Origin of the sequence: Micromonospora sp. WMMB482, from assembly GCF_019038635.1 — a bacterium.
Classification (GTDB): Bacteria; Actinomycetota; Actinomycetes; order Mycobacteriales; family Micromonosporaceae; genus Micromonospora; species Micromonospora marina.
Map to the genome: position 1 here is coordinate 1723506 of NZ_JAHOPD010000020.1, position 24537 is coordinate 1748042.

The following is a 24537-nucleotide window of genomic DNA, read 5'->3' on the forward strand; positions in this document are numbered from 1 at the left end:
CGGGGTCCGCGCCGCCGGGGGGAGCCGGCGGCGCGGACGAGGTCAGGAGATGTCCCGCCGCCGCATCGTCCAGAACGCGGCCGCGACGGCGCCCACCAGGGCCACGCCGAACACCACTGCCGACTGCTGCCAGGTGACCATGTACGTGGCCGGCTCGCAGGCGCCCTGGGAGAACTGGCAGGTGTCGTAGTCGAACAGCTCCGCCTGCTTCAGGAACCACGACTGGGCGTACGTGGACAGCACGTACCGGTCACCGAACTGGATCCCCAGCACCGAGACCGCGATCCGGATGCCGATCTCGCTCACCGCGAAGATCCCCACCGCCGCGCCGAGCGCCATCGCCGTGTGCCGGCCGAGGGAGGCCAGCGCGAACCCGATCGCCGCCACGAGCAGCGTCATCCCCAGCGCCCGCAGCCCGTCCAGCCCGATCGACTGCCACACTCCGGCGGTCATCTTCGCGGTGCTGCCGCGCCGGCTGGCGATCAGCCAGAACGCCGCCGTCCAGAGGCCGCCGAGCACCACGGTCAGACCGAACACGGTGGTGAGCAGGGCGGCCAGTTTCGTGCCCAGCACGGTGAGCCGTTTCGGCCGCCAGAGCAGCAGGTTCATCATCCCGCCGGTGTTCCACTCGGCGCCCACGAAGGAGGCGCCGACGATGAAGCCGAACAGCGCCACGGAGGCCGCGAACACGGCGATGAACAGGGGGAACTCGGCCCGGAAGTCGAACTGGTACGGCAGGTACCACTTCGCCTCGAACATGTCGGGCTGCGGCTGGTAGTCCTTGCCGCAGTTCGGGCCGTACCGTTCCTCGGTGTTCTCGCCCCGAGCCGCGGCGGCCTCGCACTCGGAGACGCTGCGCTGCCACTCCTTGACCGAGTTCTGGTAGTCGTTGTTCGCCTTGGCCTCGGCTGCGGCCACGGTGGCGGGCGACAGCTTCTGGCTGGAGAAGCTGAACGCGGTGGCCACGGTGGCCAGGCCGACGACCAGCAGCACGAGCATCAGCCGGGTCACCCGGCGCTTGCCGAGCCGGCGCAGCTCGGTGACGAACAGGCTCATGCGCCCCAACCTCCTGCGGTGCCGGTCTGGTCGACCTTGGCGGACTGATCGACCTGACGGTGCTGGCCGGGGACCGGCGCGGTGGCGGTCAGTTCGAGGAAGACGCTCTCCAGGTCGACAGCGACCGGGGTGAGCTCGCTGACGTAGAGGCCCTGCTCGGCGAGGAGCCGGCTGACGGTGGCCGGCTTGTCCACCCCGGACAGCAACAGGTGGTCGGGTTCGGTGGCGACGCGGACCCCGGCGCGGGTGAGCGCGTCCGCGGCCTGGGGCAGGTCGCTGACCGCCTCCAGGCGTACCCGCACGGAGCCCTGGGAGTGGGCCGCGAGCACCTGCTCGACCGGACCGAACGCGACCCGGCAGCCGAGCGAGATGATCGTGACCGAGTCGCAGATGAGCTGGATCTCGCCCAGGATGTGGCTGGAGAGCACCACTGTCATGCCGCTGTCGGACAGCTCCCGCATCAGCCCGCGCATCTCCCGGATGCCGCCCGGGTCGAGGCCGTTCGCCGGCTCGTCGAGGATCAGCAGCTTGGGGTTCTTGAGCAGCGCGGAGGCGACCGCGAGGCGCTGCTTCATGCCGAGCGAGTAGGTCTTCACCCGCTCGCCCGCCCGGTCGCGCAGCCCGACCAGCTCCAGCACCTCGTCCACGCGCTGCTTGGGCAGCTCACCGGCCTGCGCGAGCAGGCCCAGCGTGTCGCGAGCGGAGAAGTGCGGGAAGAACTGCGGACTCTCCACGATGGCGCCGACCTGCCCGGCGACCGCCGGCAGCGCGTGCGGCAGTTCCTGGCCGAGGATGGCCATCCGGCCGCCGTTGGGCCGGATCAGGCCGAGCAGCGTACGCAGCGTGGTGGTCTTGCCCGAGCCGTTCGGGCCGAGGAAGCCGTGCACCTGGCCGGCCTCGACTCGCATGTCGAAGCCGTCGAGCGCGTGGCGGACCCCGCGTTTCCGGCTCCGGTACGTCTTGCGGAGACCTTCGATCTCCAGGACAGCCGACACAGCTGACCTCCCCCGATAAGTAGGCGTCAGCGACACCATACGCGGTATGCACTCGAAGGCAATACCCGGTATGCAGTGTCGGCGTGTCGGGTGGTCAGGCGCAGACGACGTGCACGCCCGCGTCGCGGAACGCCTGCACCACGTCGGGGGACGCGCCGGAGTCGGTCACCAGCGTCTCGACCCGGTCCACCGGGCAGATCCGGGCGAACGCGTGCCCGCCGAGTTTCGAGGAGTCCGCTATCACGACGACCCGCTTGGCCCGGGCCACCATGAGGCTGTTCATGGCCGCCTCGCCCTCGTGGTGCGCGGCGGCGCCGAGCTGCGGGTCGATCGCGTCCACCCCGAGCAGCGCGACATCCAGCGTGACCTCGCGCAGCAGCGCCCCGCCGAGCGGGCCGACCAGCTCGAACGACTTCGGCCGGACCACGCCGCCGGCCACCACCACCTTCATCCGCGAGCGCACGAGCAGCTCGTTGGCGATGTTCAGCGCGTTCGTCACCACGGTGAGCTGGGCACCCTCCGCGCTGGTGTTGAGATCGGGGCGGACGGCGAGCGCCCGCGCCACCTCGGTGCTCGTGGTGCCGCCGTTGAGACCGACGACGGTGCCCGGCGACACGAGCGCCGCGGCGGCGGTGCCGATCCGCTGCTTCTCGGCCGAGTGCTTAGCGGTCTTGTAGCGCAGCGGCAGGTCGTAGGAGACGCCGTTGGCGACCGCGCCACCCCGGGTACGGGTGATCATCTGCTGCTGGGCGAGCTGGTCGAAGTCGCGCCGGATGGTGGCCTGGGAGACGTCGAGCCGCTCGGCCGCCTCCTCGACGCTGACCCGGCCGCTGTCGGTCAGCATCTCCAGCAGCGCGTTCCAGCGCGCGTAGCGGTCCACCGCGGGGCCCTCCCCAGACTGTGCGTGAACGGTGATCGGTTGCGTGCACACTAGTGCGCGAAACGCGGTCTGCGCAAAACCCTGCGCTGCGCGAACCGGGAGACGGTTGCCACGACCACCCCACTTCGCGCAGAATGACGCGCGAAAGGCGGCCGTATCGCGCCGTATTGCGCAAAGTCTCCCCTGGCGAGGAGTTGTCATGGCGTACGTGCACGCGGAGATCGCGAGCCAGCCCGACTGCTGGCGGGAGGCGGCGCGACTCGCCCCGACCGTCGCCGCACACCTGCCGCGCCCCGGCGAGCGGGTCGCCGTGGTCGGTTGCGGCACGTCGTGGTTCATGGCCATGGCGTACGCCGGGCTGCGTGAAGCCGCCGGCCAGGGCGAGACCGACGCCTTCCAGGCCAGCGAGTTCCCGGCCGGCCGGCACTACGACCGGCTCATCGCGATCACCCGCTCCGGCACCACCACCGAGGTGCTGGACCTGCTCACCGCGCTGCGCGGACGGATCCCCGCCACGGTCCTGGTCGGCGACCCGGACTCGGCCGCCGTTGCGCTCGCCGACGCCACTGTCGCGCTGCCCTTCGCCGACGAGCGGTCGGTGGTGCAGACCCGCTTCGCCACCACCGCGCTCGCGCTGCTGCGCGCCCACCTCGGCGAGGACCTCGGCCGCCTGGCCGCCGACGCTGAGGTCGCCGTACGCGCCCCGCTCCCGATCGACCCGGCCGGCATCGAGCAGGTCACCTTCCTCGGCCGCGGCTGGACCGTCGGGCTGGCCCAGGAGGCCGCGCTGAAGTGCCGCGAGGCGGCCACGTTCTGGGCCGAGGCGTACCCGGCCATGGACTACCGGCACGGTCCGATCTCGGTCGCCGCGCCCGGCCGGCTGGTCTGGGCGCTCGGCGAGATCCCGGACGGGCTGCCCGAGGACGTGGCCGCCACCGGCGCCGCGTTCGTGCACAGCCGCACCCACGGCTGCCGCACGGTGCTCACGAGCTGGGCCGCCGGGCGCAACCCGGTCGACCCGATGGCCGACCTGATCCTGGCCCAGCGTTTCGCGGTCGCGCTCGCCACCAGCCGCGGCCTCGACCCGGACGCGCCCCGGCACCTGACCCGGTCCGTGGTCCTGGCATGAGCGAACGCACCGAGCGCAGCGAGGGCCGCGAGCGCATGCCCAGCCGGCACAGCATGAGCGAACGCACCGAGCGCAGCGAGGGCCGCGAGCGCATGCCCAGCCGGCACAGCATGAGCGAACGCACCGAGCGCAGCGAGGGCCGCGAGCGCATGCCCAGCCGGCACAGCATGAGCGAACGCACCGAGCGCAGCGAGGGCCGCGAGCGCATGCCCAGCCGGCACAGCATGAGCGAACGCACCGAGCGCAGCGAGGGCCGCGAGCGCATGCCCAGCCGGCACAGCATGAGCGAACGCACCGAGCGCAGCGAGGGCCGTGAGCGCATGCCCAGCCGGCAGACGGCATGAGCCGGGGCGACGAGGTCGTCGTCGCGCTGGACGTGGGCGGCACCGGGATGAAGTGCGCCCTGGTCCGGCCGGACGGCACGACCGTGCACACCGAACGGCACGCCACCGGCGCCGAGCGCGGCCCGGAGGCGGTGGCCGGCACGATCCTCGACGTGGCCGAAGGGCTGGCCGGCAAGGCCCGCGCCGACGGCCGTACGCCGGTGGCCTGCGGCATCGTCGTACCCGGGGTGGTCGACGAGGCGCGTGGCGTGGCGGTCTGGTCGGCGAACGTGGGTTTCCGGGACGTACCGCTGCGGGAGCTGGCGGGCAGGCGGCTGGGACTGCCCGCGGCGCTCGGCCACGACGTGCGGGCGGGCGGCCTGGCCGAGGCCCGGCTCGGCGCCGGACGGGACGCCGGCCATGTCCTGTTCGTCGCGATCGGCACCGGCATCGCCGCCGCCCACGTGGTCGACGGGTCGGCCGCGACCGGCGCGCACGGCGCCGCCGGGGAGATCGGCCACATCCTGGTACGCCCCGGCGGCCCGCGCTGCGGATGCGGGCGGATCGGCTGCCTGGAGGCGGTGTCGTCCGCCTCGGCGATCGGGCGCCGGTACGCCGAGCTGTCCGGCGTGCCCACCACCGCCGCCCAGGTGGCCGACCGGGCGGCCGCCGGTGAACCGCTCGCCGCCGAGGTGTGGCAGGAGGCGGTCGAGGCGCTCGCCGACGGGCTCGCCACCGGGCAGGCCCTCTACGATGTGTCGACAGTGGTGCTGGGCGGCGGTCTGGCCCAGGCCGGTCCCCGGCTGTTCGGCCCGCTGCGGACGGCGTTGCGCGAGCGGCTGACCTTCCACCGCGAGCCGCGCCTCGTCGCGGCCGACCTCGGTGACGAGGCCGGCTGCCTCGGCGCCGCCCTGCTGGCCCTGGACACCCTGGCGAAGGAGAGTCGATGACCCGGCGCGTGACCGGCAAGGTGGTGACCCCGACCGGCGTCATCCGGCAGGGTTGCGTGGAGATCACGGACGGGCGGATCAGCGCTGTCGCCGAGTACCCGTCGGTGCGCGACGGCCACTGGATCGTGCCGGGCTTCGTGGACATGCACACCCACGGCGGCGGCGGGCACACGTTCACCACCGGCGACCCGGAGTCGGCGCGGCAGGCCGCCGCGTTCCACAGCGGGCACGGCACCACCACGCTGCTGGCCAGCCTGGTCAGTTCCCCGTTCGAGCTGATGCGCGACGCCACCGCCGCCTACCGGCCGCTGGTGGAGGAGGGCGTGCTCGCCGGCATCCACTTCGAGGGCCCGTACCTGTCCGCCGACCGCTGCGGCGCGCAGAACCCGGAGTTCCTGCGCGACCCGTCCACCGCCGAGCTGAGCGAGCTGATCGAGCTGGGCGGCGGCGCCGTACGCATGGTCACCATCGCCCCCGAGCGGGACGGTGCCACCAAGGCGATCGAGCTGCTGGTGTCGCACGGCGTGGTCGCGGCGGTCGGGCACACCGACGCCACCTGGGAGCAGACGCGGGCGGCGGTGGCGGCTGGAGCGAGCGTGGGCACCCACCTGTTCAACGGGATGCGCCCGGTGCACCACCGCGAGCCCGGCCCGGTGGTGGCGCTGCTGGAGGCCCCGAACGTGGTGTGCGAGCTGGTCGCCGACGGCGTGCACCTGCACGACGGCATGCTCGACTTCGCCACCTCGGTGGCCGGCCCGGAGCGGGCCGCGCTGATCACCGACGCGATGGCCGCCGCCGGGATGCCCGACGGCGAGTACGAGCTGGGCGGCCAGGCGGTCACCGTGTCCGGCGGGGTGGCCCGGCTGAGCCGCGACGGCGCGATCGCCGGCAGCACGCTCACCATGGACGCGGCGCTGCGGCACGCGGTCGGCGCGGGTGTGGCCCTGCCGGACGCCTGCCGGATGGTCGCCACCACCCCGGCCCGCGCGATCGGCCTGGGCGACCGGGTGGGTGCGCTGGTCGCCGGGCTGCGCGCCGACCTGGTGGTGCTGGACGACGACCTGAACGTGGTACGGGTGATGCGCGGCGGCGACTGGGTGGAGTGATCCGCAGCCGTCAGGTGGTGGGCACCTCGACGCCGAGCACCGCCTGCTCGTCCGGGCGGTGCACCAGCACGTCGGCCAGGTACGACTGCACCGCCCGGCGCATTCCGACGTCCCGCCCGGCCTGCTCGGAGAGCAGCCACTTGTGCTCGATGATCTGGGCGAACAGTTCCTGCGGCTCCAGCTTGTTCCGCAGGTGCCCGGGGACGGCCCGGACCACCGGCTCGAAGACCTCGGTCAGCCAGCGGTGCGCCGCCTGCTGCTCGTCGGTCAGGTCGCTCTCCAGCCGGTAGGCGTCCAGGTCGTTGAGGAGCTTGCGGGCCTGGTTCTCCTCGGCGTCCAGGCCGGTGAGGCGCAGCAGCCGCCGGGTGTGGTAGCCCGCGTCGACCACCTTCGGCCGGACCAGGTAGCGCCCGTCGTCGACTGTCGACATGGCCACCTCCGCCACGTCGAAGCCCAGCTCGTTGAGGCGGCGGATGCGGCGCTCGATGTCGTGCCGGGCGGCGCGCTCGACCTGCTGTTCGTAGGTGATCTCGTGCCAGAGCCGCTCGTAGCGCCGCACGACCTCCTCGCAGACCACCTCCGGGTCGATGGACTCGTGCAGCAGGCCGGCGGCCTGGAGGTCGAGCGCCTCGCCGAAGATGTTGACCCGGGCGATCTCCAGGTCCTCGCCGCGCTGGCCGTTGGACAGCGACGGGTGCAGCGCGCCGGTCTCGGCGTCGACCAGGTACGCGGCGAACGCGCCCGCGTCCCGCCGGAACAGCGTGTTCGACAGCGAGCAGTCGCCCCAGAAGAAGCCGGTCAGGTGCATCCGGACGATGAGCGCGGCCAGCGCGTCGAGCAGCCGGGTCATCGTTTCCGGTCGCAGCGTGTTGGAGAACAGCGCCCGGTAGGGCAGCGAGAACTGGAGGTGCCGGGTGATCAGCACCGGGTCCAGCGGCTCGCCGTCGTCGGTCTGCCGGTCGGCGACGATCGCGATGGCCTCGACCGACGGGAAGTCGATCCGCTCCAACGCCCGCAGCAGGTCGTACTCCCGTTCGGCGACCCGCTCGCCGGTCTCCTTCACCGCGTAGACGTACCCGCCGAGCCGGACGAACCGCACGACGTGCCGGGAGATGCCCTGCGGCAGCGCCACCAGGTGTTCGGCAGGCCACTGCTCCAGCGGGGTCGACCAGGGGAGGTCGAGCAGCGCCGGGTCGACGAGAGCCGAGGTGATCCGCACGGCAACCAGTGTGACCGCTGACCCCCGCGCCGCGCCTCCCTTCGTGGCTGGGCACACAGCGGCCGATGCCCGCGCCGCTCGGCCGCCGCCGGCGGCCGGTAGCGTGGTCGCGTGCGTCAGACCTCGGGGGTACGCGGTGACCTGCGGCTGCGGCCGGTCCGCCCGGCCGGGTGGTGGTTCGACGGGCTGCTGCTCGCAGCGGTGGTGGCGCTGACCGTCGCACTCGCCTCCGGTCACCTGTTCGGCCTCGACCGTGCGGTCGCCGACTGGTCCGACGAGAACCGCCCGGCCGCCGCCCGCTGGGTCGCCGTGACGCTGAACCTGCTCGGCCAGGGCACCCCGCTGACGCTGCTCGCGGCCGGGCTGGGCGTGCTGCTGGCGCTGCGGCTGCGCTCGGTGCGGCCCCTGCTGCCGCCGGTGGCCGGGTTCGTGCTCACGTTCTTCACGATCGGCCCGCTGAAGGTGTGGACGGCCCGCCCGGCACCGAGCGCCTCGGTCAAGGAGCCGTTCCTGTCGCCGGAGCAGACGCTGCCGCTGTTCCAGCACGACCTGCCGGTCCGTTTCGCGCAGTCGTACCCGTCCGGGCACGTCGCCAACGCGATCGTCTGGTACGGCGTACTGGCCCTGCTGCTGGCCCCGCTCCTGCGCACGTCCGGCCGTACCGTGCCGCCCCGGCTGGTCACAGTCGTCCGGGTGGTGCCCCCGGCGGTGGTCTTCTGCACCACCGTCTACCTGGGCTGGCACTGGCTGACCGACTCGCTCGCCGGGCTGCTGCTCGGCCTGCTGCTGGACCGCCTGTTGCGCCGGGTGCCCTGGAACAGCCTGCCCCTGCCGGCGCGGCTGGGTGGCTGGGCCCGGCCGGCGGAGCAGCTCGGCTAGAAATCCGCCTCTTGTCTCGGCGCATCGACGCCGGTATACATTTAGGAACCTTAACAGTTAAGTTTGTTAAATGTAGGAGGTGCGCGTGCTTGCGAGACGAATCAGCCGCTGGCTGTCGACCGGCGCCGCCGGTCTGCTGACCGCGACGATGGCGGTGGTCGTGGCCGCCCCGGACGCCCGGTCGGCCGCCGCCGACGACGAGGCGTGCCGGCCCGACGGGCTCTACCGCACGCCCGGGGTCTCGGTGCCCTACTGCACCGTCTACGACACCGCGGGCCGGGAGAAGATGGGAGCGGACCACACCCGCCGGATCATCGGCTACTTCACCAGCTGGCGGACCGGCCGCAACGGCGCCCCGGCCTACCTGGTGAACCAGATCCCCTGGCAGAAGGTCACCCACATCAACTACGCGTTCGCCCACGTCGACGGCGGCAACCGCATCTCCGTGGGCAACCCCGGCGCCGCGAACAACCCGGCGACGAACATGACCTGGCCCGGCGTGGCCGGTGCCGAGATGGACCCGACCCTGCCGTACACCGGGCACTTCAACCTGCTCAACAAGTACAAGAAGCAGAACCCCGGCGTCCGCACGCTGATCAGCGTCGGCGGCTGGGCCGAGACCGGCGGCTTCATCGACGACAGCGGCAACCGCATCGACTCCGGCGGCTTCTACCGGATGACCACCACCGGCACCAACACGGTGAACACCGCCGGCATCAACACGTTCGCCGACTCGGTGGTGACGTTCCTGCGCACGTACGGCTTCGACGGGGTGGACATCGACTACGAGTACCCCACCTCCAACAACAAGGCCGGCAACCCGCTCGACTTCGCCCAGGCCGACGCCAAGCGGGCCGGTCTCAACGCCTCGTACCAGGTGCTGATGCGCACGTTGCGGGAGAAGCTCGACCGCGCCGCCGCCACCGACGGCAAGCACTACCTGCTCACCGTGGCCGCGCCCGCGTCCGGCTGGCTGCTGCGCGGGATGGAGTCCTACCAGGCGCTGCAGTACCTCGACTACGTCAACGCGATGTCCTACGACCTGCACGGCGCGTGGAACCACTTCGTCGGGCCGAACGCGGCGCTCTACGACAACGGCGACGACGCCGAGCTGGCCGCCGGCGGCGTGTACGGCGCGTACTCCGGCATCGGCTACCTGAACACCGACTGGGCGTACCACTACTTCCGGGGCGCACTGCCCAGCGGCCGGGTGAACATCGGCGTGCCCTACTACACCCGGGGCTGGCAGGGCGTCACCGGCGGCACCAACGGCCTGTGGGGGCGGGCGGCGCTGCCCGACCAGACCAAGTGCCCGGCCGGCACCGGTAGCTCGATCGGCTCCACCACCCCCTGCGGCAACGGCGCGGTCGGCATCGACAACCTCTGGCACGACCTCGACGCCGCCGGCAACGAGGTGCCCGGCGGCGCCAACCCGATGTGGCACGCGAAGAACCTCCAGGCCGGCGTCACCGGCGACTACCTGGCCGGATACGGCCTCACCCCGGCCACCGACCCGGCCGACCGGATCAGCGGCAGCTACGCCCGGAACTACTCCGCAGCGCTGGTCGCGCCCTGGCTGTGGAACGCGGAGAAGAAGGTCTTCCTCTCCACCGAGGACGACCAGTCGCTCGCCGCCAAGGCCGACTACGTCGCGGCCAAGGGCCTCGGCGGCGTGATGATCTGGGAACTCGCCGGCGACTACGCCTACGACTCCGCCAAGGGCCAGTACGGCATGGGCGACACGCTGACCACGCTGCTCTACGACCGGCTGAAGGCCGCACCGGCGTACGGCGCCCGCAAGGCGGGCATCACCATGCCCACCCGGACGCTGGACGTGGCGGTCGGCATGGGCGGCTTCGCGCTCGGCGACAACAACTACCCGATCAACCCCGAGCTGCGGCTGACCAACAACACCGGCGCACCGATCCCGGCCGGCGCGCACCTCGAGTTCGACTATCCCACCACCACCCCGGCCACACTCAGCCAGCAGTCCGGCTGGGCGCTCACCACCGTCACCACCGGCCACACCGGCAGCAACGTGGGCGGACTGAAGGGCGACCACAACCGGGTACGCCTCACCGTACCGGCCGCGATCGCCCCCGGCTCGTACGCCGAGGTGACGCTCAACTATCAGCTCCCGATCTCCGGCCCGGCCAACTTCACACTCGCGTTCGGCGGCCAGACGTACGCGCTGGCCGGGGACTGGGCACGCGGTGGCGAGGTGGTCACGCCGTCGCCCAGCCCGAGCGGTTCCGTCCCGCCCGGCGGGAGCACCTGTACCGCGCCGGCCTGGTCGGCGGCCACCGCGTACTCCGGCGGTGCAACCGTCTCGCACGCCGGGCGGACCTGGAGCGCGAAGTGGTGGACCCAGGGCGAGACGCCGGGCAGCGCCGCGGTCTGGGCCGACCAGGGTGCCTGCACGGGCTCCCCGACGCCGACCGCCTCCCCGACGCCCACCGGCTCGCCGTCACCCACCGGTGGCGCGTGTGCCGCGCCGGCCTGGGCCGCGGGCACCGCGTACCCCGGAGGCGCTGTGGTGTCCCACGGCGGACACCGGTGGACCTCGCGGTGGTGGACCCAGGGAGACGTGCCCGGGAGCAACAGCCAGGGCGTGTGGACCGACAACGGGCCCTGCTGAACCCGATCCCGGTGCCGCCGGCGGAACCCCGCCGGCGGCACCGGCCGTTCACCCGAGCGCCCTAGGCTGCCGCTGTGGAACGGCTGGCACGGCGACTCGGCGTACGCGATGCGGTGGTCATCGGTCTGGGCTCGATGCTCGGCGCGGGCGTGTTCGTCGTCTTCGCCCCGGCCGCCGCGGCGGCCGGCGGCACCGGCCTGCTCGTCGCGCTGGCGGTCGCCGGCTTTGTCGCCTACTGCAACGCGACCAGCTCGGCCCGGCTCGCCGTCCGCTACCCCGAGTCCGGCGGCACCTACGTCTACGGCCGGGAACGGCTGCACCCGTTCGCCGGTTTCCTCGCCGGCTGGGGATTCGTGGTGGGCAAGACCGCGAGCTGCGCGGCGATGGCGCTGACCGTCGGGGCGTACCTTTGGCCGGGGCGGGCGCGGCTCGTCGCGGTCCTCGCGGTGACGGCGGTGACGGCGGTGAACCTGCGCGGCATCGGCAAGACCGCCACCGCCACCCGGGTTCTCGTCGCGGTGGTGCTGACGGTGCTCGCCGTCGTCGCCGTGACCGGCGCGCCGCAGGTGGCCGCCGACCGGCTCACCGGCCCGGCCGGCATCGGCGCGGCCGGCGTACTGACCGCCGCCGGGCTGCTGTTCTTCGCCTTCGCCGGGTACGCGCGGATCGCCACGCTGGGCGAGGAGGTACGCGACCCGGAGCGCACCGTCCCCCGGGCGGTGCCGCTCGCGCTCGGCGCGGTGCTGGCGATCTACCTGACGCTGGCGGTGGTGGCGCTCGGCGTGCTCGGTGCCGACCGGCTGGCGTCCACCGACGCGCCGCTGGTCGAGGTGGTGACCGCCGCCGGACACCCCGGGCTGGCCTGGCTGGTCCGGGCCGGCGCGGCAGTCGCCGTGACCGGGGTGCTGCTGTCCCTGCTGGCGGGCGTCGGCCGGACCACGCTCGCGATGGCCCGCCGACGGGACCTGCCCGGCGCGCTGGCGGCAATCCATCCGCGCCACCGGGTGCCGCACCGCGCCGAACTGGCGGTGGCCGCCGTGGTCGCCGTCGTGGTGGCCGTCGGCGACATCCGGGGCGCGATCGGCTTCTCCAGCTGCACCGTGCTGGTCTATTACGCGATCACCAACGCGTCGGCGCTGACGCTCGGCGCCGACCCGGACCGGCGCGTCCCGGTACGGCTGCTCGCCGCGCTGGGGCTGGCCGGCTGCCTGGTGCTGGCAGTCAACCTGCCGCTGCCGAGCGTGCTCGCCGGGTTCGGCGTGCTCGCCCTCGGCGCGCTCGGGTACGCCGTCCGCCGCCGTCGCCCGGCCTGAGGCGGCCCGGCCGCCCTCGACGCGCGTCCGGGAACCCCGGCCCGCCCGGTCACCCCGGCCCCGTCACTCCTGCGGGCGGCGCGAAGCGGGTGGGCCGGCGGGCGCGGGCGGCGGCGCGGGTGTGGTCTCCCGGAGCAGGGCGGTCAGCCCGGCCCGCCGGGCCACCACAGTCAGCCGGTCACCGGCCTGGATCACCATCCGCGGGTCGGCCGACCAGTCCGCCTTCTGGTTCGGCCGGGCGTGCGCGAGCAGGCGTACCTCGCCGGGCCGCGCCACCGCGCCGAGCGGACGCCCGTCCAGCGGGGAACCGGCCACCACCGGCACCTCGGTGACCAGCAGCGCGTGCCGGTCGACCGGGATGGTGGCGACGACCGCGCGATCCAGCAGGGCCGCCGCGAAGGCCGGTGCGGCCAGATAGGACACGCTGCGCGAGATGCCGATGCCGAACGCCTGCTGGATCCGCTCGGCGAAGTCGCCGTCGAACAGCCGCAGCACCACGCGCAGGTCCGGGTCGAGAGACCGGGCGATCAGCGCGGCCCGCAGGTTCGTCCCGTCGTCGGTGGAGACCACCACGAGGGCCTGGCAGGTGTCCACCGAGGCGGATCGGAGCGTCTCCTCCCGGCCCGCGTCACCCACGATCAGCGGCACCCCCAGCCGGTGCGCCAGCGCGGCGCCGCGCGCGTCCGGGTTCCGGTCGATCGCCACCACCTCGACGCCGAAGTCGTGCAACTGCGCCATCACCCGGGTGCCGATGTTGCCCAGCCCGACCATCACCACGTGCCCGGAGCGGTCCGGCTGGACCCGGCCCGCGTGCAGCGCCAGCCGGGCGTTGACGACGCCGTCGACCACCGCGGCCGTGATCAGCGGGATCAGCGCCAGCCCGGCCAGGTTGAGCACCACCTGCATCACCTGGGCCGCGACCGGCTTGTTGACGTCCGGGTCCTGGCCGGTGAGCGTGGTGACCAGGGTCAGGTAGACCGCCTCGCTCCAGCTCACGTCGGCGGCCCGCGCGTTGAGCCAGCCCAGCGCCGCGATCACCCCGAGCAGCACCAGCACCGCGATACCGATCTTGCGGGTGGCGAAGTGGCGGACCGCGCGCAGCAGGACGGCGACCGGCTGCCGGCGACGCCGCGCCCGTACCAGCCGCCGCGCGGCGACCTCGGTGCCCGCCGGCCGCCCGGTCGCCTCGGCCAGCACCACGTCGGCCGCCGCCTCGTCCGCGGGTAGCACCCGCACCAGGTCCGGATCAGTGGTGACGGCAAGGCCGCAGACCACGTCCTGCGGGCGTACGTCGTCACGGCGGGCCACGTACAGCGTGCGCCCGCCGTGCCGGAAGTGGGTCGGCGCCACCTCGCCGAGCGCGGCGGCGACGAAGGCCGGGGCGGCGATCGAGGCGTCGGAGAGCACCGCCGAGTCGGGGAAGAGCTGCCGCAGCCCTTCCGCCAGGTTGGTGTTGAACATCCGCACCACCAGGCGCAGTCGCGACTCGACCTCCTGGGCGCAGAGCGCGGCGTGCATGTTGCCCACGTCGTCCTGGTGCAGCAGGGCCAGCCCGGCCGCGCCGGCCAGCCCGGCCCGGCGGAACGCGGCCTCGTCGAGGCGCTCCGCCGTGACCACGCGTACCCCGGGCACGTCCCGCCCGTCGGGGCCCTCGGACCGGCGGCGGCCCGGCACCACGAGCGTGACCCGCACCTGGCCGTCGGCGCTGTCGGTCGCGAGCAGCGACCGGACCACCCAGTAGGCGAGCGGATCGGAGCCGCAGACCACATAGTGGGGGCGTTCGTCACCGTTCATCCGGAGCCGCCAGCCGGTCGCGCGGCGCGCGCGGTCGCGCAGGGGCTCGGCCATGTCCGGATCGTAGTCAGCCGCTCGCGATGCGCGCAGCCCCGGCGATCATGAACGCATGGTGGGGCCGGGTACGGGTAGAGCACCGGCATGCAGACGTTCCTGCCGTATCCGGACTTCCTGGCCAGCGCGCGCACGCTGGACCAGAAGCGGCTGGGCAAGCAGCGAGTGGAGGCGATCCAGGTGCTGCGCGGGCTGACCCGGCCCGACTACGGCTGGCGCAACCACCCAGCGGTGAAGATGTGGGCCGGGTACGAGGAGGCGCTGACCCGGTACGGGCTGGACATGTGCGCGGTGTGGTGCGAGCCGGGCCGGGCCGACACCTGCGCCGGCACGCTCGCCACCGACCTCGCCGCCGCCTGCGGTATCTCGGTGATCCGCAGCCAGGAGGAGCTGGCCGCCGCCGGTGAGCTGCCGCCCTGGCTGGGCCGCGACGACCTGCACCGCAGCCACCGGTCGTCGCTGCTGCGCAAGGATCCGGTCCACTATGCACACCTGTTCCCCGACGTCTCCCCCGACCTGGAGTACGTCTGGCCGCCGTCCGACCGCCCCCGCCACTGCCTGCCGTGAAAGGAAGGGCCCCTTATTAACGCCTCCGGTAGAGGAAGGGCCCCTTGTTAACACGGCACCTGCCCCCGCCCGCACCCCGCGGCGCACGCAGCGCGCGGGCCGCCCCGGCGTTAAGAAGGGGCCCCGCACATCCGTATGCGTTAAAAGGGGCCCCTTCCTTTCAGCTCGGGCAAACTGGGGGGACCGCCGACTGGAGGAAGTCCCCGTGAGTCTGTCGCAAGTGGTAGGTCGCCTGATCGGCGTACGCGAGCACGTGGTGGACCCGGGCGGAGGTGGCGTCGACCGCGTGCCGCGACCGGTCCCGGCGCTGGTGGTCGGCGGCGGCATCGCCGGCATGTCGGCGGCGGTGGTGCTGGCCGAGCGCGGGGTGGCGGTGACGGTGCTGGAGGCCGCGCCGCATCTCGGCGGCCGGCTCGGCGCGTGGCCGGAGGAGCTGCCCGACGGCGTCCAGCGCAACGAGCACGGATTCCACGCGTTCTTCCGGCAGTACTGGAACTGGCGGTCGATCCTGCGCCGGGTCGACCCGGCGCTGGGTTTCCTCAAGCCGATCCCGGGCTACCCGATCCTGTCCGAGCAGTGGCCGACCGAGGAGTTCGGCAAGCTGCCGCCCGCACCGCCGGCGAACCTGCTGGCGCTGCTGCTGCGCAGCCCCAGCCTGCGCCTGGCCGACCTGCGCACGATGGACCGGGACGCGGCGCTGCCGCTGCTCACCTACGACCCGGTACGCACCTACGAGGAGTTCGACGAGCGGACCGCCGACGAGCTGCTCACCTCGCTTCGGCTGCCGGACCGGGCGCGGGCCATGCTGTTCGAGGTCTTCTCGCACTCGTTCTTCAACCACGAGGCGGAGATGTCGGCCGCCGAGATGATCGCGCAGTTCCACTTCTATCTGCTCGGCAACCCGGAGGGGCTGGCCTTCGACTGCCCGGACCGGGACTACGGCACGGCGATCTGGGAGCCGCTGACCGGGTACGTGGAGAAGCACGGCGGCCGGGTGCTGACCGGCGCGGCGGCGGCCCGGCTGGACCGTACCCCGGCGGGGTGGCGGGTGACCGGCGCCGACGGCGACGTCTGGGAGGCGCCGCACGTGGTGCTGGCGGTGGACCCGCCGGCGCTCGCCGCGCTGGTCGACGCCTCCCCCGGCCTGGTCGCGGCGGCGCCCGAGCTGGTGGCGCGGATGCCCGCGTTCGGCACGCCCGGGCCGCCGTACGCGGTGGCGCGCTACTGGATGGACGGGGACGTCCGGGCCGACCGCGCGGTGTTCAGCGGTGTCTCCCGGCAGCCGACGCTGGACTCGGTGACGCTCTACCACCGGCTGGAGGAGGAACCGCGCCGCTGGGCCGAGCGGACCGGCGGCTCGGTGGTGGAACTGCACGCGTACGCCTGCGAGCCGGACGTGCCGGCCGACGAGCTGGCGGCGCGGATGCTGCGGGAGCTGACCGCGCTCTGGCCGGAGGTCGCCGGCCTACGGGTACGCGAGCTGCGGGCCCGCGTCGAGGCGCAGGCCCCGGCGTTCACGCCGGGCAGCCACGCCTGGCGTCCCGGGGTGGAGACCGATGCGCCGGGCCTCTACCTGGCCGGGGACGGCATCCGCACGGAGTTCCCGAGTGCCCTGATGGAACGGTCGGCGGCCACCGGGATCATCGCCGCGAACCACATCCTGCGTGCCGAGGGCGCGGCGGCCGAGCCGGTCCGGTCGATCCGTCCGCGCGGCCTGCTGGCTGGCAAGGTCGGCCCGAAACGGCCTTGAGCGGACAAAAACCGCTTTACGCTCGACTGATCCGGTGACACGGGAGGTCGGGCGGTGAGCACCGCGACGCGGGATCGGCGCGACGAGGAGCACGGAACGCCACGGGACGAACGGACCGCGGTGGTCACCGCGCTGCGGCTCGGCTGGTCCATGGCGGACGCCTACCACCACGCGCAGACCGCCGACCTGACCGGGGACGGGCACCGGCAGGCGCCGGCGCCGCCGAAGCTGTCGAACCTGACCGAGCTGGCCGGGCGGCACCGGCTCGGCATGTACCTCGACGGCGTGGACGTCGCGCTGGCCCAGATCGCGCCGCTCACCACTGCGGGCCGTACCGTGCCGTCCACCGCCGCCGCCCGGGGCGCCACCGGGGCCGACCGGGAACCGCTGCTGCGCGCGCTCGACGACCTCAACATCGACGTGCTGCGCTGGACGATGGCCACGAACCACCGGGTGGGGGTGGCGTACCGGCTCGGGCGCTCGCTCGCCGACACCGTGCGACGCGGCGACGCCGACCAGCTCGCCGCGCGCTTCGGCGGCCGGCACCTCCAGATCAGCAGGTGGCTGGACGAGCTGGCGAGCGTGCTGCCGCCGTACTCGGCCGCCGTGGTGCGCCGCTCACTGGCCGCCTGGGCCACTGCCGTGGGTCGCGCCACTGTGGGCGACCCGGGCGAGGCCGGGCTCGCCGAGCTGGCCCGCGAGCTGCGCAACCAGGGCGACCTGTGGCAGGACGTGCTGACCGGCGGCCTGCACCCGCGCGACCTGCTGGACGAGGAGAACTGGGCGGTGGTCGCCCGCAACGTCGTCATCCGGGACCGGAAGCTGGTGGCGCAGGCGGCCCGGGGCATCTTCTGGCCGGTGCTGGCGCCCCTGCTGGTGGTGCTGCTGGCGGTCGTCGGGGTCAGCGCCGCCGCAGCGGCCGGCTCCCCCACCACCCGGGCGGCGGTGGCGCTCGTCGGCCTCGGCGCCGGGCTCACCGCGATCTGGCGGTCGATCTCCACGCCCACGCTGTCGGTGGCGGCCGAGGTGAACCGCCCGCTGCTCGACAGCGAGCTGGTGGTGCAGATGACCGCCCGGATCGACCGGCCGCTCGCCGCCGCGCGGCGGGCCGGCCGCGCCGGACGGCAGCGGCGGCCCGCCGACCACGGATCGAAATACGTTGCCCGCGATTCCCGAATCGATCTACCGTGAGCGCGCAAGGTCAACCACCGTTCCAGGAGCCGTCGATGTCGCTGCGATCCGCCACCACGATGACGTCGTGGCTGCTCGGCACCGGCTGCCGGGAACACGGTCCCTGGCCCGGAGGGCACGACTGACGCGTCTCGCGTCCCCGTCGTCGCCGCCCGGTCCCGTGGACCGGGCGGCTTTTTCGTCGCCGTACCGCCGATCGTGAAGGGAGAGCCCGGTGGACGCCGTCCTCGTCATCAACGCCGACCTCGGCCCGCTGCACCGGGTCACCGTCAAACACGCGATCCGGATGCTCTGCCGCCGGGTCGCCGAGATCCACGAGGCCGAGCCCGATCGGGTGATCGGCGTCTTCCCGCTGCCGCGGGTGGTCCGCCTCGTCCGGTACGTGGTGACCCGCTGGCGGTTCAGCGCCGGCCCGGCCTGGTCCCGGGCCGGGGTGCTGGCGCGCGACCGGCGGCGGTGCGCCTACTGCGACGGCGCGGCGAGCACGATCGACCACATCCTGCCCCGCTCGCGCGGTGGCCGGAACACCTGGGGGAACACCACCGCCGCCTGCTACGCGTGCAACCAGCGCAAGGGCGACCGGACTCCGGCCGAGGCGGGCATGCCGCTGCGGCGGGAGCCGGTGACGCCGAACTGGGCCGCACTGGCGCGGTGACGGACGGCCGGCGGGCACAGGGGGCGGTGTCGGGGGTACGCCCCGGCGCGGCGCCCGCCGGCCCCACCCCCCACCGATCCAGATCGTGGAAGGAAACGGCCCTCATAAGGGCCCGAAATCTTCCAAGATCTCGGACCGTGTCTTGTTCCCCGGCTTTCAGACCGCAGTCGGCTCGGACGCGCGGTGCCGGAGGAACTCCTCCGCCCGGCGGGCGTTCCGGTGGACCTGCCAGCCCGTCAACGCGAACAGCGCCGCCGCCAGACCGAAGACTGCCAGCGCCACGCCGGACGTGAACCGTGCGAGCGCCTGACCGAGGTTGAACACCACGAGCCCGGCCGCCAGAACGGCCCACCAGCCGCCGTCCACCATCTGGCGGGCGACGACCGTGAGCGTCGGCAGGTCGGCGTCGGGTGCGGGTTCGCCGCGCCGCACCTGCTTGACCAGCCGAGACCGCTTCCGCATGCTCATCGCCCAGAGCGGGGACCGTCGATTGGACCGGAGCCGCCCTCGCCGGGCGGCCCACACGAGGGCGCCCAACTCGACCAGTACGCCGACGACGCTGAGCACGAGCCCGGTGATCCGCGCCCACTCCGGCGGCTGTCCCGCCGACCAGGCCGCCCAGCCCTCGTCGGCCACCTGGCCGACGAACAGCGCGCCGATCACCCCGCCCAGCAGCGGCGCCCCGAGGGCGAGCGCCAGAAACCGGCGACGCCCACGCCGGATCGCGTTTTCCTGATCGTCCATCCCAGACCCCCGTCTCCCCGGGCATCGACGTACCCGATGTGGGAGGGTGGTCAAACGGCGGTCAGCGCGTGGCGGGAGGGGTCCAGCCGAAGCGCGGCGGCCGGCGCTCGTTGATCGCCGCCACCCCCTCGCGGGCCTCGCCGCTGTCCCGCACCTGGGCGTGCCACCAGGCGAGCCGGTCGGCGTCGGCACGCCCGTCGACGATCTCCTTGGCGGCGGTCACGGTGAGCCGGGACCGCTCGGCGATGGCGGCGGTCAGCGCCGCCACCCGCCCGGCCAGCTCCCCGGTCGGCAGCACCTCGTCCACCAGGCCGATCCGCAGCGCCCGCTCGGCGTCGACCAGCTCGCTGGTGAACAGCAGGTGCTTCGCGGCCGACGGCCCGACGAGCGCGGCCAGCCGCCGCGTGGTCGGCGCCGGGTAGACCAGGCCGAGCCGGGCCGGGGGTACGCCGAACCGGGCGTCCGCCGAGGCCAGGCGCAGGTCGCAGGCGACGGCGAGCTGACAGCCGCCGCCCACACAGGCGCCCTCGATCGCGGCGACGGTGGGACGGCCGAACGCGGCGAGCCGTTCCTCGGCGGCCACCGCGATGCTGCCGTCACCGGCGGCCAGCAGCTCGTCCAGGTCGCCCAGGTCGGCGCCGGCGCAGAACGTGCCGCCCGCGCCGGTGAGCACCAGCACCCGTACCGCCGGGTCGGCCTCCAGGCCGTCGAGCAGCACCGGAAGCTGCCGCCACATGGCCGGGGTCATGGCGTTGCGCCGGGCCGGGTTGTGGATGACGACAGTGGCCACCGGGCCGTCCAGGGTGACGGTCAGTTCCGCGTCGGACATGGGTCCGACCGTAGCGGGCGGGGCCCGGCGACCACCCGCGTGGGGTGGCCGCCGGGCCCCGGGTCGGGCCGTCAGGTCAGGAGACGTTGACAGCGGTGTCGTCGAGCACGAACGAGGTCTGCAGCGAGCTGTCCTCGGTGCCGGTGAACTTCAGCGTGACGGTCTGCCCGGCGTACGCCGCCAGGGAGAACGACTTCTGGCTGTAGCCGCTGGCCTTGTTCAGGTTCGAGTAGGTCGCCAGCGTGGCGAGCACCGAGCCGGAGGAGTTGAGCACCTGCACGTTCAGCTTGTCGTACTGGACGCTGCTGGTGGTCTCGGCCGAGTCGATGTGCAGCCAGAACGAGAAGGTGTACGCGGAGCAGCCGCTCGGCAGGCTCACCGACTGCGACAGCGTGTCGGTGTGGGTCGTGCCGTAGCCGTCCAGCCAGGCGTTCCAGGTGCCGCTGCGCGTCGGCTGGCCCTGCGAGCCGTACTGGCCGATCACGCCGGAGGTGGAACTCCAGACGGTGTTGCCGGATTCGAAGCCGGGGTTGCCGAGCTTCTGGCCCGCGCCGGTGCAGCCGCCGCCGGTGCCGGTCACCGTCAACGAGTACGTGGCGGTCTTCGTGCCCGACGCCGCGCTGCCGGTGACGGTCACCGAGTAGGTGCCGGCCGGGGTGCCGGAGCTGGTGGAGATGGTGAGCGTGGACGAGCCGCCCGAGGTCACCGAGGCGGGGCTGAACGACGCGGTGGCGCCGGTCGGCAGGCCGGACGCGGAGAACGTCACGGTCTGCGCGGTGCCGCTGGTGGTGGCCGTGGCGACGGTGGTGGAGACCGAACCGCCCGCGGTCACCGACCCGGCGGTCGGGGAGAGCGAGACGGAGAAGTTGTTGCCGGTCGAGCTGCACGGCGCGTCGTTGCCGGCGACGTTCACCGCGGTCCACGCGGCCTGCACGGTCTTGTACTCGGTGGAGCAGTTCCCGTACAGGTCGGTGGCGGCCCGCAGGGTGTACGCGCGGGCGGTGTTGGCCGGGTTGCTGGTGCTGACGTACTGGGTGTTCGAGGTGAAGTACACGTCGAGCGCCCGGTACCAGATCTTCTCCGCCTTGGCGCGGCCGATGCCGGTCACCGCCGGGGCCGAGCCGCAGACCGGCGAGGTGCCGTACGCGGTGGCGCCGGTGCCCTCGGCGAGGTTGAAGAAGAAGTGGTTGCCGACGCCGGAGGAGTAGTGCACGTCCTTGTTCTTCGTGCTGGTGGACCAGCAGGAGTCGGACGAGCCGTCCAGCGACGGGTTGTACATGTAGCGCAGCGGCGTACCGTTGCCGTTGATGTTGATCTTCTCGCCGACCTGGTAGTCGCCCGGGTCGCTCGGCGCGGAGGCGTAGAACTCCACCATGTTGCCGAAGATGTCGCTGGTGGCCTCGTTGAGGCCGCCGGACTCACCGGAGTAGACTAGCCCGGCCAGCGCCTCGGTGACGCCGTGGCTCATCTCGTGTCCGGCGACGTCCAGCGACACCAGCGGGCGGGAGTTGCCCGAGCCGTCGCCGTAGGTCATCTGGGAGCCGTCCCAGAAGGCGTTGACGTAGTTGTTGCCGTAGTGCACCCGGCTCGGCACGCCCTGGCCGTTGCCGAAGATGCCGTTGCGGCCGTGCACGTTCTTGAAGTAGTCGAACGTCTTGGCGGCGCCGAAGTGGGCGTCCACGGCGGCCGACTGCCGGTTCGAGGTGGCGCCGTTGCCCCACGCGTTGTCCGCGTCGGTGAACGTGGTGCAGGTGGAGGTTCCGTTGTTCATGTCGCAGGTACGGCCGTTGCCGCGCACCGGGTCGATCATCTGGTACGTGCTGCCGGACTGCGTCGTGTCGATGGTGACCGAGCCGGTGTAGACGCCCTGGCCGGTGCCGGCCACCGTCTCGATCTCGTCGTACGAGCCGATCACCTTGCCGGTGGTGGCGTCGGTGATGACGTGCAGCTTCGACGGCGTCTGCTTGTCCGCCTTCCAGCCCGTCGCGACGGTCTCCCAGGCGAGGCGGCCCTTGCCGCTGCTGGCGTCGACGAACAGCTCCGGCGCGCCGACCGAGGTGAGCGAGCCGGAGAACGTCTTGCGGGCGCTGGCCTTGGCCGCGTCCGCGCCGACCTTGGCGGTGGTGCTCAGGGTCAGCGGGGCGTCGAGGCTGACCGACGCGGCGGTCATGGTGCCGTTCGGGGCGGTGTGGATGACGAAGTCACCGCCGTACACCCGGAGGCCCTGGTAGGTCCGGCTGTACCGGGTGTGCGCCGCCCCGGAGGGGTCGACCTTGGTGCGGACGGCCTGGTAGGCCTCGCCGTTGGCGCCCTGGACGGCGCCGGGGTTGGTGCGCAGCAGGCTCGCGGCCCGGGCTGCGGCCGAGGCCTCGGGGCTGGGGGCGCTTGGTGCTGCCGCTTGCGCCGAGGTGGTGACGCAGGCCAGCACGCCGCTGGTGAGCAGCGCTGCGCTGACGGCGGCGACGGATCTTTTCACGGGCCCTCCTGGAAGGCGAAGTTGTGACGGGGGTAGTCACTGATGTAGATATAGCGATACATCGAAGAACGTGAAAGAGGCTGGCGAGATCCCGCCGAAGACACTGACCGAACGGATGAGGAGAAGCAGTGACCCGGAACCGGGTGGTCTCGTCGCGCGTCCGAACCGGTATGAGAGCTGCCCCCGCCGTGGCGGCCGTCGCCGCCCTACTCGTCCCGCTCGCCGGCTGCGCCCGCACCGAAGCGCCACCCGTCATCACGGACGGGCCCTCGCCGCTGGCCACCGAGGTCGTGCTCGTGAAGTCGGGCGGTATCGCCGGGGTGAAGGACACCGTCACCGTGCGGCCGGACGGCCACTGGACGAAGACCGACCGGACCGGCGCCTCCCAGGAGGGCCGGCTCGCCGTGGCCGACTTCGCCCGGCTGCAACGACTCGCCACCGACCCCCGGCTGGCCGCCGAGCCCACGGAGACCAAGAACCCGGACAACTGCGCCGACGGGTTCACCTACCGGCTCACCGTCGGCCCGGCCGAGAGCGGGTACGTGGACTGCGGGCCCGCCGCCCGGCAGCCGGCCGTCACCGCCGAGGTGGTCGAGCTGCTCACCCGCGTCACCGGCTGACCCGGCTCTCAAACCCCCTGCCGCTGTGACATCGGCCTATGGCCGGCGGACGGCGACCCCGCCAGCATGGACTGCATGACTCGCGCACTCATCGCCCTGACCAGTCACTCCGAGCTGGGCCGCACCGGCCGCTCGACCGGCTACTACGTCGGCGAGGCCGCCGAGCCGTGGGGGGTGTTCCGGGCCGCCGGGTACGACGTCGACCTGGCGTCGGTGGCCGGCGGGGAGCCGCCCGTCGACGGGCGGGACGAGAACGACACCACCCAGAACGACTTCCTCGCCACCGCCGGCGTCACCGACACGCCGAAGGCCGCCGACGTCGACCCGGAACGGTACGACGTGATCCTCTTCGCCGGCGGCCACGGCACCATGTGGGACTTCCCCGACGACCCCGACCTGGCCCGGATCGCCCGCTCGGTATACGAGCGCGGTGGCGTGGTGGCCGCCGTCTGCCACGGCCCGGCGGCGCTGGTGAACCTCACCCTCACCGATGGCTCCCGGCTGATCGCCGGCAAGCGGGTGGCCGGGTTCACCAACAGCGAGGAGGCGGCCGTCGGCCTCACCGACGAGGTGCCGTTCCTGCTCGCCGACAAGCTCGGCGAAGCGGGCGCGCAGCACGTGCCGGCACCGGATTTCACCGAGCACGTGGTGGTCGACGGGCGCCTGGTGACCGGCCAGAACCCCCAGTCCGCCCGCGCCGTCGCCGACGCCGTGGTGAAGCTGCGCGCCTGAGTCAGATCCGGTAGTCGTCGGGCAGGCCGGTGGCCCGCAGCTCGGACGGCAGGTGGGCGACGTCGTTGAACGCGATGAGCGCCGCCGGGCCGCCCGAGCGGTAGCGGATCACCGTGAGCCCGCAGTTCTGCTGGTTCAGCCCGATCCACCGGTGCGGCGGCGCCTCCAGCGCGTGCAGCACCAGCCAGGCGACCAGGAAGTTGTGGGTGACGACCAGCTCGCGTACGTCACCCTCCGCGGGGGCGGTGGCGAACCGGGCCACCGCCTCCGCTGTCACGCGCGGCCCGTCGCGCCGCTCCCGCTCGGTGAAGCCGGCCAGGAACGCGGCGTACGACTCCGGCAGACCGGCCGGGTCCGTGTCGTGCGGCATGTGGTCGCCGGCGCGGTCGTCCTCGCGTACCGGAACACCCGGCAGCGACGCCGCGACCAGCGCGGCGGTCTCCGCGGCCCGGCGGGCCGGCCCATGGTGTACGGCGGCGAAGCGGGTGCCGCGCAGCCGCTCGCCCAGTAGCGTCGCCTGCCGCCGGCCCCGCTCGGACAGCCCGGTGTCCGCCTCCTCCTCCGGCCGGTACTGCTCGCCGTGGCGGACCAGGTAGAGCAGGCGGCTGGGCATCGGCACCTCCACGGTCGGGGACCG

General features: G+C 73.3%; 22 protein-coding genes. 13 read left to right on the forward strand and 9 right to left on the reverse strand.

All coding sequences use genetic code 11. From position 1 onward, the window contains the following. Positions 1-42: 42 nt before the first annotated feature. The 3 genes from KSK32_RS08990 to KSK32_RS09000 form a co-directional block, all read right to left on the reverse strand. Positions 43-1056, reverse strand: a complete 1014-nt coding sequence (locus KSK32_RS08990; protein ID WP_216930283.1) for an ABC transporter permease subunit — start codon at positions 1054-1056, stop codon at positions 43-45. After that, positions 1053-2051, reverse strand: coding sequence for an ATP-binding cassette domain-containing protein (locus KSK32_RS08995; protein WP_289256522.1), 999 nt, complete (start codon positions 2049-2051; stop codon positions 1053-1055). The genes KSK32_RS08990 and KSK32_RS08995 overlap by 4 nt, the downstream gene beginning before the upstream one ends. A 94-nt stretch (positions 2052-2145) precedes the next feature. Then, the gene (locus KSK32_RS09000) at positions 2146-2931 is read right to left on the reverse strand and encodes a DeoR/GlpR family DNA-binding transcription regulator (RefSeq protein ID WP_216930285.1); all 786 of its coding nucleotides are present in this window, start codon (positions 2929-2931) and stop codon (positions 2146-2148) included. 199 nt (positions 2932-3130) lie between these two features. Here KSK32_RS09000 and KSK32_RS09005 point away from each other — a divergent pair, with 199 nt between their 5' ends. Genes KSK32_RS09005 through nagA form a run of 4 tightly spaced genes read left to right on the forward strand, consistent with a single transcriptional unit; the run spans position 3131 to position 6439 of the window. Beyond that, positions 3131-4060 (forward strand): SIS domain-containing protein, encoded by a 930-nt coding sequence (locus KSK32_RS09005; RefSeq protein WP_216930287.1) that lies wholly within the window; start codon positions 3131-3133, stop codon positions 4058-4060. Beyond that, the gene (locus KSK32_RS09010; protein ID WP_216936511.1) at positions 4057-4404 is read left to right on the forward strand and encodes a hypothetical protein; all 348 of its coding nucleotides are present in this window, start codon (positions 4057-4059) and stop codon (positions 4402-4404) included. The genes KSK32_RS09005 and KSK32_RS09010 overlap by 4 nt, the downstream gene beginning before the upstream one ends. Beyond that, positions 4401-5333 (forward strand): ROK family protein, encoded by a 933-nt coding sequence (locus KSK32_RS09015; RefSeq protein WP_216930289.1) that lies wholly within the window; start codon positions 4401-4403, stop codon positions 5331-5333. Before KSK32_RS09010 ends, KSK32_RS09015 begins: the two co-directional genes overlap by 4 nt. Further along, the gene (nagA, locus tag KSK32_RS09020; protein ID WP_216930298.1) at positions 5330-6439 is read left to right on the forward strand and encodes an N-acetylglucosamine-6-phosphate deacetylase; all 1110 of its coding nucleotides are present in this window, start codon (positions 5330-5332) and stop codon (positions 6437-6439) included. The genes KSK32_RS09015 and nagA overlap by 4 nt, the downstream gene beginning before the upstream one ends. Positions 6440-6449: 10 nt before the next feature. On the opposite strand, the gene KSK32_RS09025 is transcribed toward nagA, so the two are convergent. Beyond that, on the reverse strand, positions 6450-7658 hold the full coding sequence (locus KSK32_RS09025; protein WP_216930300.1) for a DUF4032 domain-containing protein: 1209 nt from the start codon (positions 7656-7658) through the stop codon (positions 6450-6452). 141 nt (positions 7659-7799) lie between these two features. Here KSK32_RS09025 and KSK32_RS09030 point away from each other — a divergent pair, with 141 nt between their 5' ends. From KSK32_RS09030 to KSK32_RS09040, 3 genes are all read left to right on the forward strand, one after another. Next, positions 7800-8537, forward strand: coding sequence for a phosphatase PAP2 family protein (locus tag KSK32_RS09030; RefSeq protein WP_216935936.1), 738 nt, complete (start codon positions 7800-7802; stop codon positions 8535-8537). An 85-nt stretch (positions 8538-8622) separates the two neighbouring features. Then, a complete protein-coding gene (locus KSK32_RS09035) occupies positions 8623-11175 on the forward strand; it encodes a chitinase C-terminal domain-containing protein (RefSeq protein WP_216930307.1) in 2553 nt (850 codons plus the stop codon). A gap of 74 nt (positions 11176-11249) precedes the next feature. Beyond that, positions 11250-12488 (forward strand): APC family permease, encoded by a 1239-nt coding sequence (locus KSK32_RS09040; protein WP_216930313.1) that lies wholly within the window; start codon positions 11250-11252, stop codon positions 12486-12488. A 63-nt stretch (positions 12489-12551) separates the two neighbouring features. Here the strand turns inward: KSK32_RS09040 and KSK32_RS09045 are convergent, their stop codons facing one another. Further along, the gene (locus KSK32_RS09045; protein ID WP_254186983.1) at positions 12552-14336 is read right to left on the reverse strand and encodes a TrkA family potassium uptake protein; all 1785 of its coding nucleotides are present in this window, start codon (positions 14334-14336) and stop codon (positions 12552-12554) included. Between the two features lie 87 nt (positions 14337-14423). Here KSK32_RS09045 and KSK32_RS09050 point away from each other — a divergent pair, with 87 nt between their 5' ends. The 4 genes from KSK32_RS09050 (at position 14424) to KSK32_RS09065 (ending at position 18499) form a co-directional block, all read left to right on the forward strand. After that, a complete protein-coding gene (locus tag KSK32_RS09050; RefSeq protein ID WP_216930321.1) occupies positions 14424-14903 on the forward strand; it encodes an MSMEG_6728 family protein in 480 nt (159 codons plus the stop codon). Positions 14904-15108: 205 nt separating this feature from the next. After that, positions 15109-16653, forward strand: coding sequence for an FAD-dependent oxidoreductase (locus KSK32_RS09055; RefSeq protein ID WP_216930323.1), 1545 nt, complete (start codon positions 15109-15111; stop codon positions 16651-16653). Between the two features lie 54 nt (positions 16654-16707). Continuing rightward, positions 16708-17844: a hypothetical protein gene (locus tag KSK32_RS09060; RefSeq protein ID WP_216930325.1), complete on the forward strand. Its 1137-nt coding sequence runs from the start codon at positions 16708-16710 to the stop codon at positions 17842-17844. Between the two features lie 214 nt (positions 17845-18058). Further along, positions 18059-18499 (forward strand): HNH endonuclease, encoded by a 441-nt coding sequence (locus tag KSK32_RS09065; RefSeq protein ID WP_216930327.1) that lies wholly within the window; start codon positions 18059-18061, stop codon positions 18497-18499. Positions 18500-18655: 156 nt separating this feature from the next. Here KSK32_RS09065 and KSK32_RS09070 read toward each other — a convergent pair whose 3' ends face one another. The 3 genes from KSK32_RS09070 to KSK32_RS09080 form a co-directional block, all read right to left on the reverse strand. Then, positions 18656-19243 (reverse strand): hypothetical protein, encoded by a 588-nt coding sequence (locus KSK32_RS09070; protein WP_216930329.1) that lies wholly within the window; start codon positions 19241-19243, stop codon positions 18656-18658. Between the two features lie 61 nt (positions 19244-19304). Further along, on the reverse strand, positions 19305-20072 hold the full coding sequence (locus KSK32_RS09075; protein ID WP_216930332.1) for an enoyl-CoA hydratase/isomerase family protein: 768 nt from the start codon (positions 20070-20072) through the stop codon (positions 19305-19307). Between the two features lie 76 nt (positions 20073-20148). Then, positions 20149-22548: a M4 family metallopeptidase gene (locus KSK32_RS09080; RefSeq protein WP_216930334.1), complete on the reverse strand. Its 2400-nt coding sequence runs from the start codon at positions 22546-22548 to the stop codon at positions 20149-20151. Positions 22549-22718: 170 nt separating this feature from the next. Here KSK32_RS09080 and KSK32_RS09085 point away from each other — a divergent pair, with 170 nt between their 5' ends. Both KSK32_RS09085 and KSK32_RS09090 read left to right on the forward strand, forming a co-directional pair. After that, on the forward strand, positions 22719-23168 hold the full coding sequence (locus tag KSK32_RS09085; protein ID WP_216930336.1) for a hypothetical protein: 450 nt from the start codon (positions 22719-22721) through the stop codon (positions 23166-23168). Between the two features lie 75 nt (positions 23169-23243). Next, a complete protein-coding gene (locus KSK32_RS09090; RefSeq protein ID WP_254186984.1) occupies positions 23244-23900 on the forward strand; it encodes a type 1 glutamine amidotransferase domain-containing protein in 657 nt (218 codons plus the stop codon). Position 23901: 1 nt separating this feature from the next. Here the strand turns inward: KSK32_RS09090 and KSK32_RS09095 are convergent, their stop codons facing one another. After that, positions 23902-24513 (reverse strand): histidine phosphatase family protein, encoded by a 612-nt coding sequence (locus KSK32_RS09095; protein WP_216930340.1) that lies wholly within the window; start codon positions 24511-24513, stop codon positions 23902-23904. Positions 24514-24537 lie beyond the last annotated feature (24 nt).

Bases quoted from the DNA above. Each gene is read 5' to 3' on its own strand.
- KSK32_RS08990 (WP_216930283.1), bottom strand. From the start codon at position 1,056: ATGAGCCTGTTCGTCACCGAGCTGCGCCGGCTCGGCAAGCGCCGGGTG.
- KSK32_RS09005 (WP_216930287.1), top strand. From the start codon at position 3,131: ATGGCGTACGTGCACGCGGAGATCGCGAGCCAGCCCGACTGCTGGCGG.
- KSK32_RS09010 (WP_216936511.1), top strand. From the start codon at position 4,057: ATGAGCGAACGCACCGAGCGCAGCGAGGGCCGCGAGCGCATGCCCAGC.
- KSK32_RS09015 (WP_216930289.1), top strand. From the start codon at position 4,401: ATGAGCCGGGGCGACGAGGTCGTCGTCGCGCTGGACGTGGGCGGCACC.
- nagA (WP_216930298.1), top strand. From the start codon at position 5,330: ATGACCCGGCGCGTGACCGGCAAGGTGGTGACCCCGACCGGCGTCATC.
- KSK32_RS09045 (WP_254186983.1), bottom strand. From the start codon at position 14,336: ATGGCCGAGCCCCTGCGCGACCGCGCGCGCCGCGCGACCGGCTGGCGG.
- KSK32_RS09050 (WP_216930321.1), top strand. From the start codon at position 14,424: ATGCAGACGTTCCTGCCGTATCCGGACTTCCTGGCCAGCGCGCGCACG.
- KSK32_RS09070 (WP_216930329.1), bottom strand. From the start codon at position 19,243: ATGGACGATCAGGAAAACGCGATCCGGCGTGGGCGTCGCCGGTTTCTG.
- KSK32_RS09075 (WP_216930332.1), bottom strand. From the start codon at position 20,072: ATGTCCGACGCGGAACTGACCGTCACCCTGGACGGCCCGGTGGCCACT.
- KSK32_RS09085 (WP_216930336.1), top strand. From the start codon at position 22,719: ATGAGAGCTGCCCCCGCCGTGGCGGCCGTCGCCGCCCTACTCGTCCCG.
- KSK32_RS09090 (WP_254186984.1), top strand. From the start codon at position 23,244: ATGACTCGCGCACTCATCGCCCTGACCAGTCACTCCGAGCTGGGCCGC.
- KSK32_RS09095 (WP_216930340.1), bottom strand. From the start codon at position 24,513: ATGCCCAGCCGCCTGCTCTACCTGGTCCGCCACGGCGAGCAGTACCGG.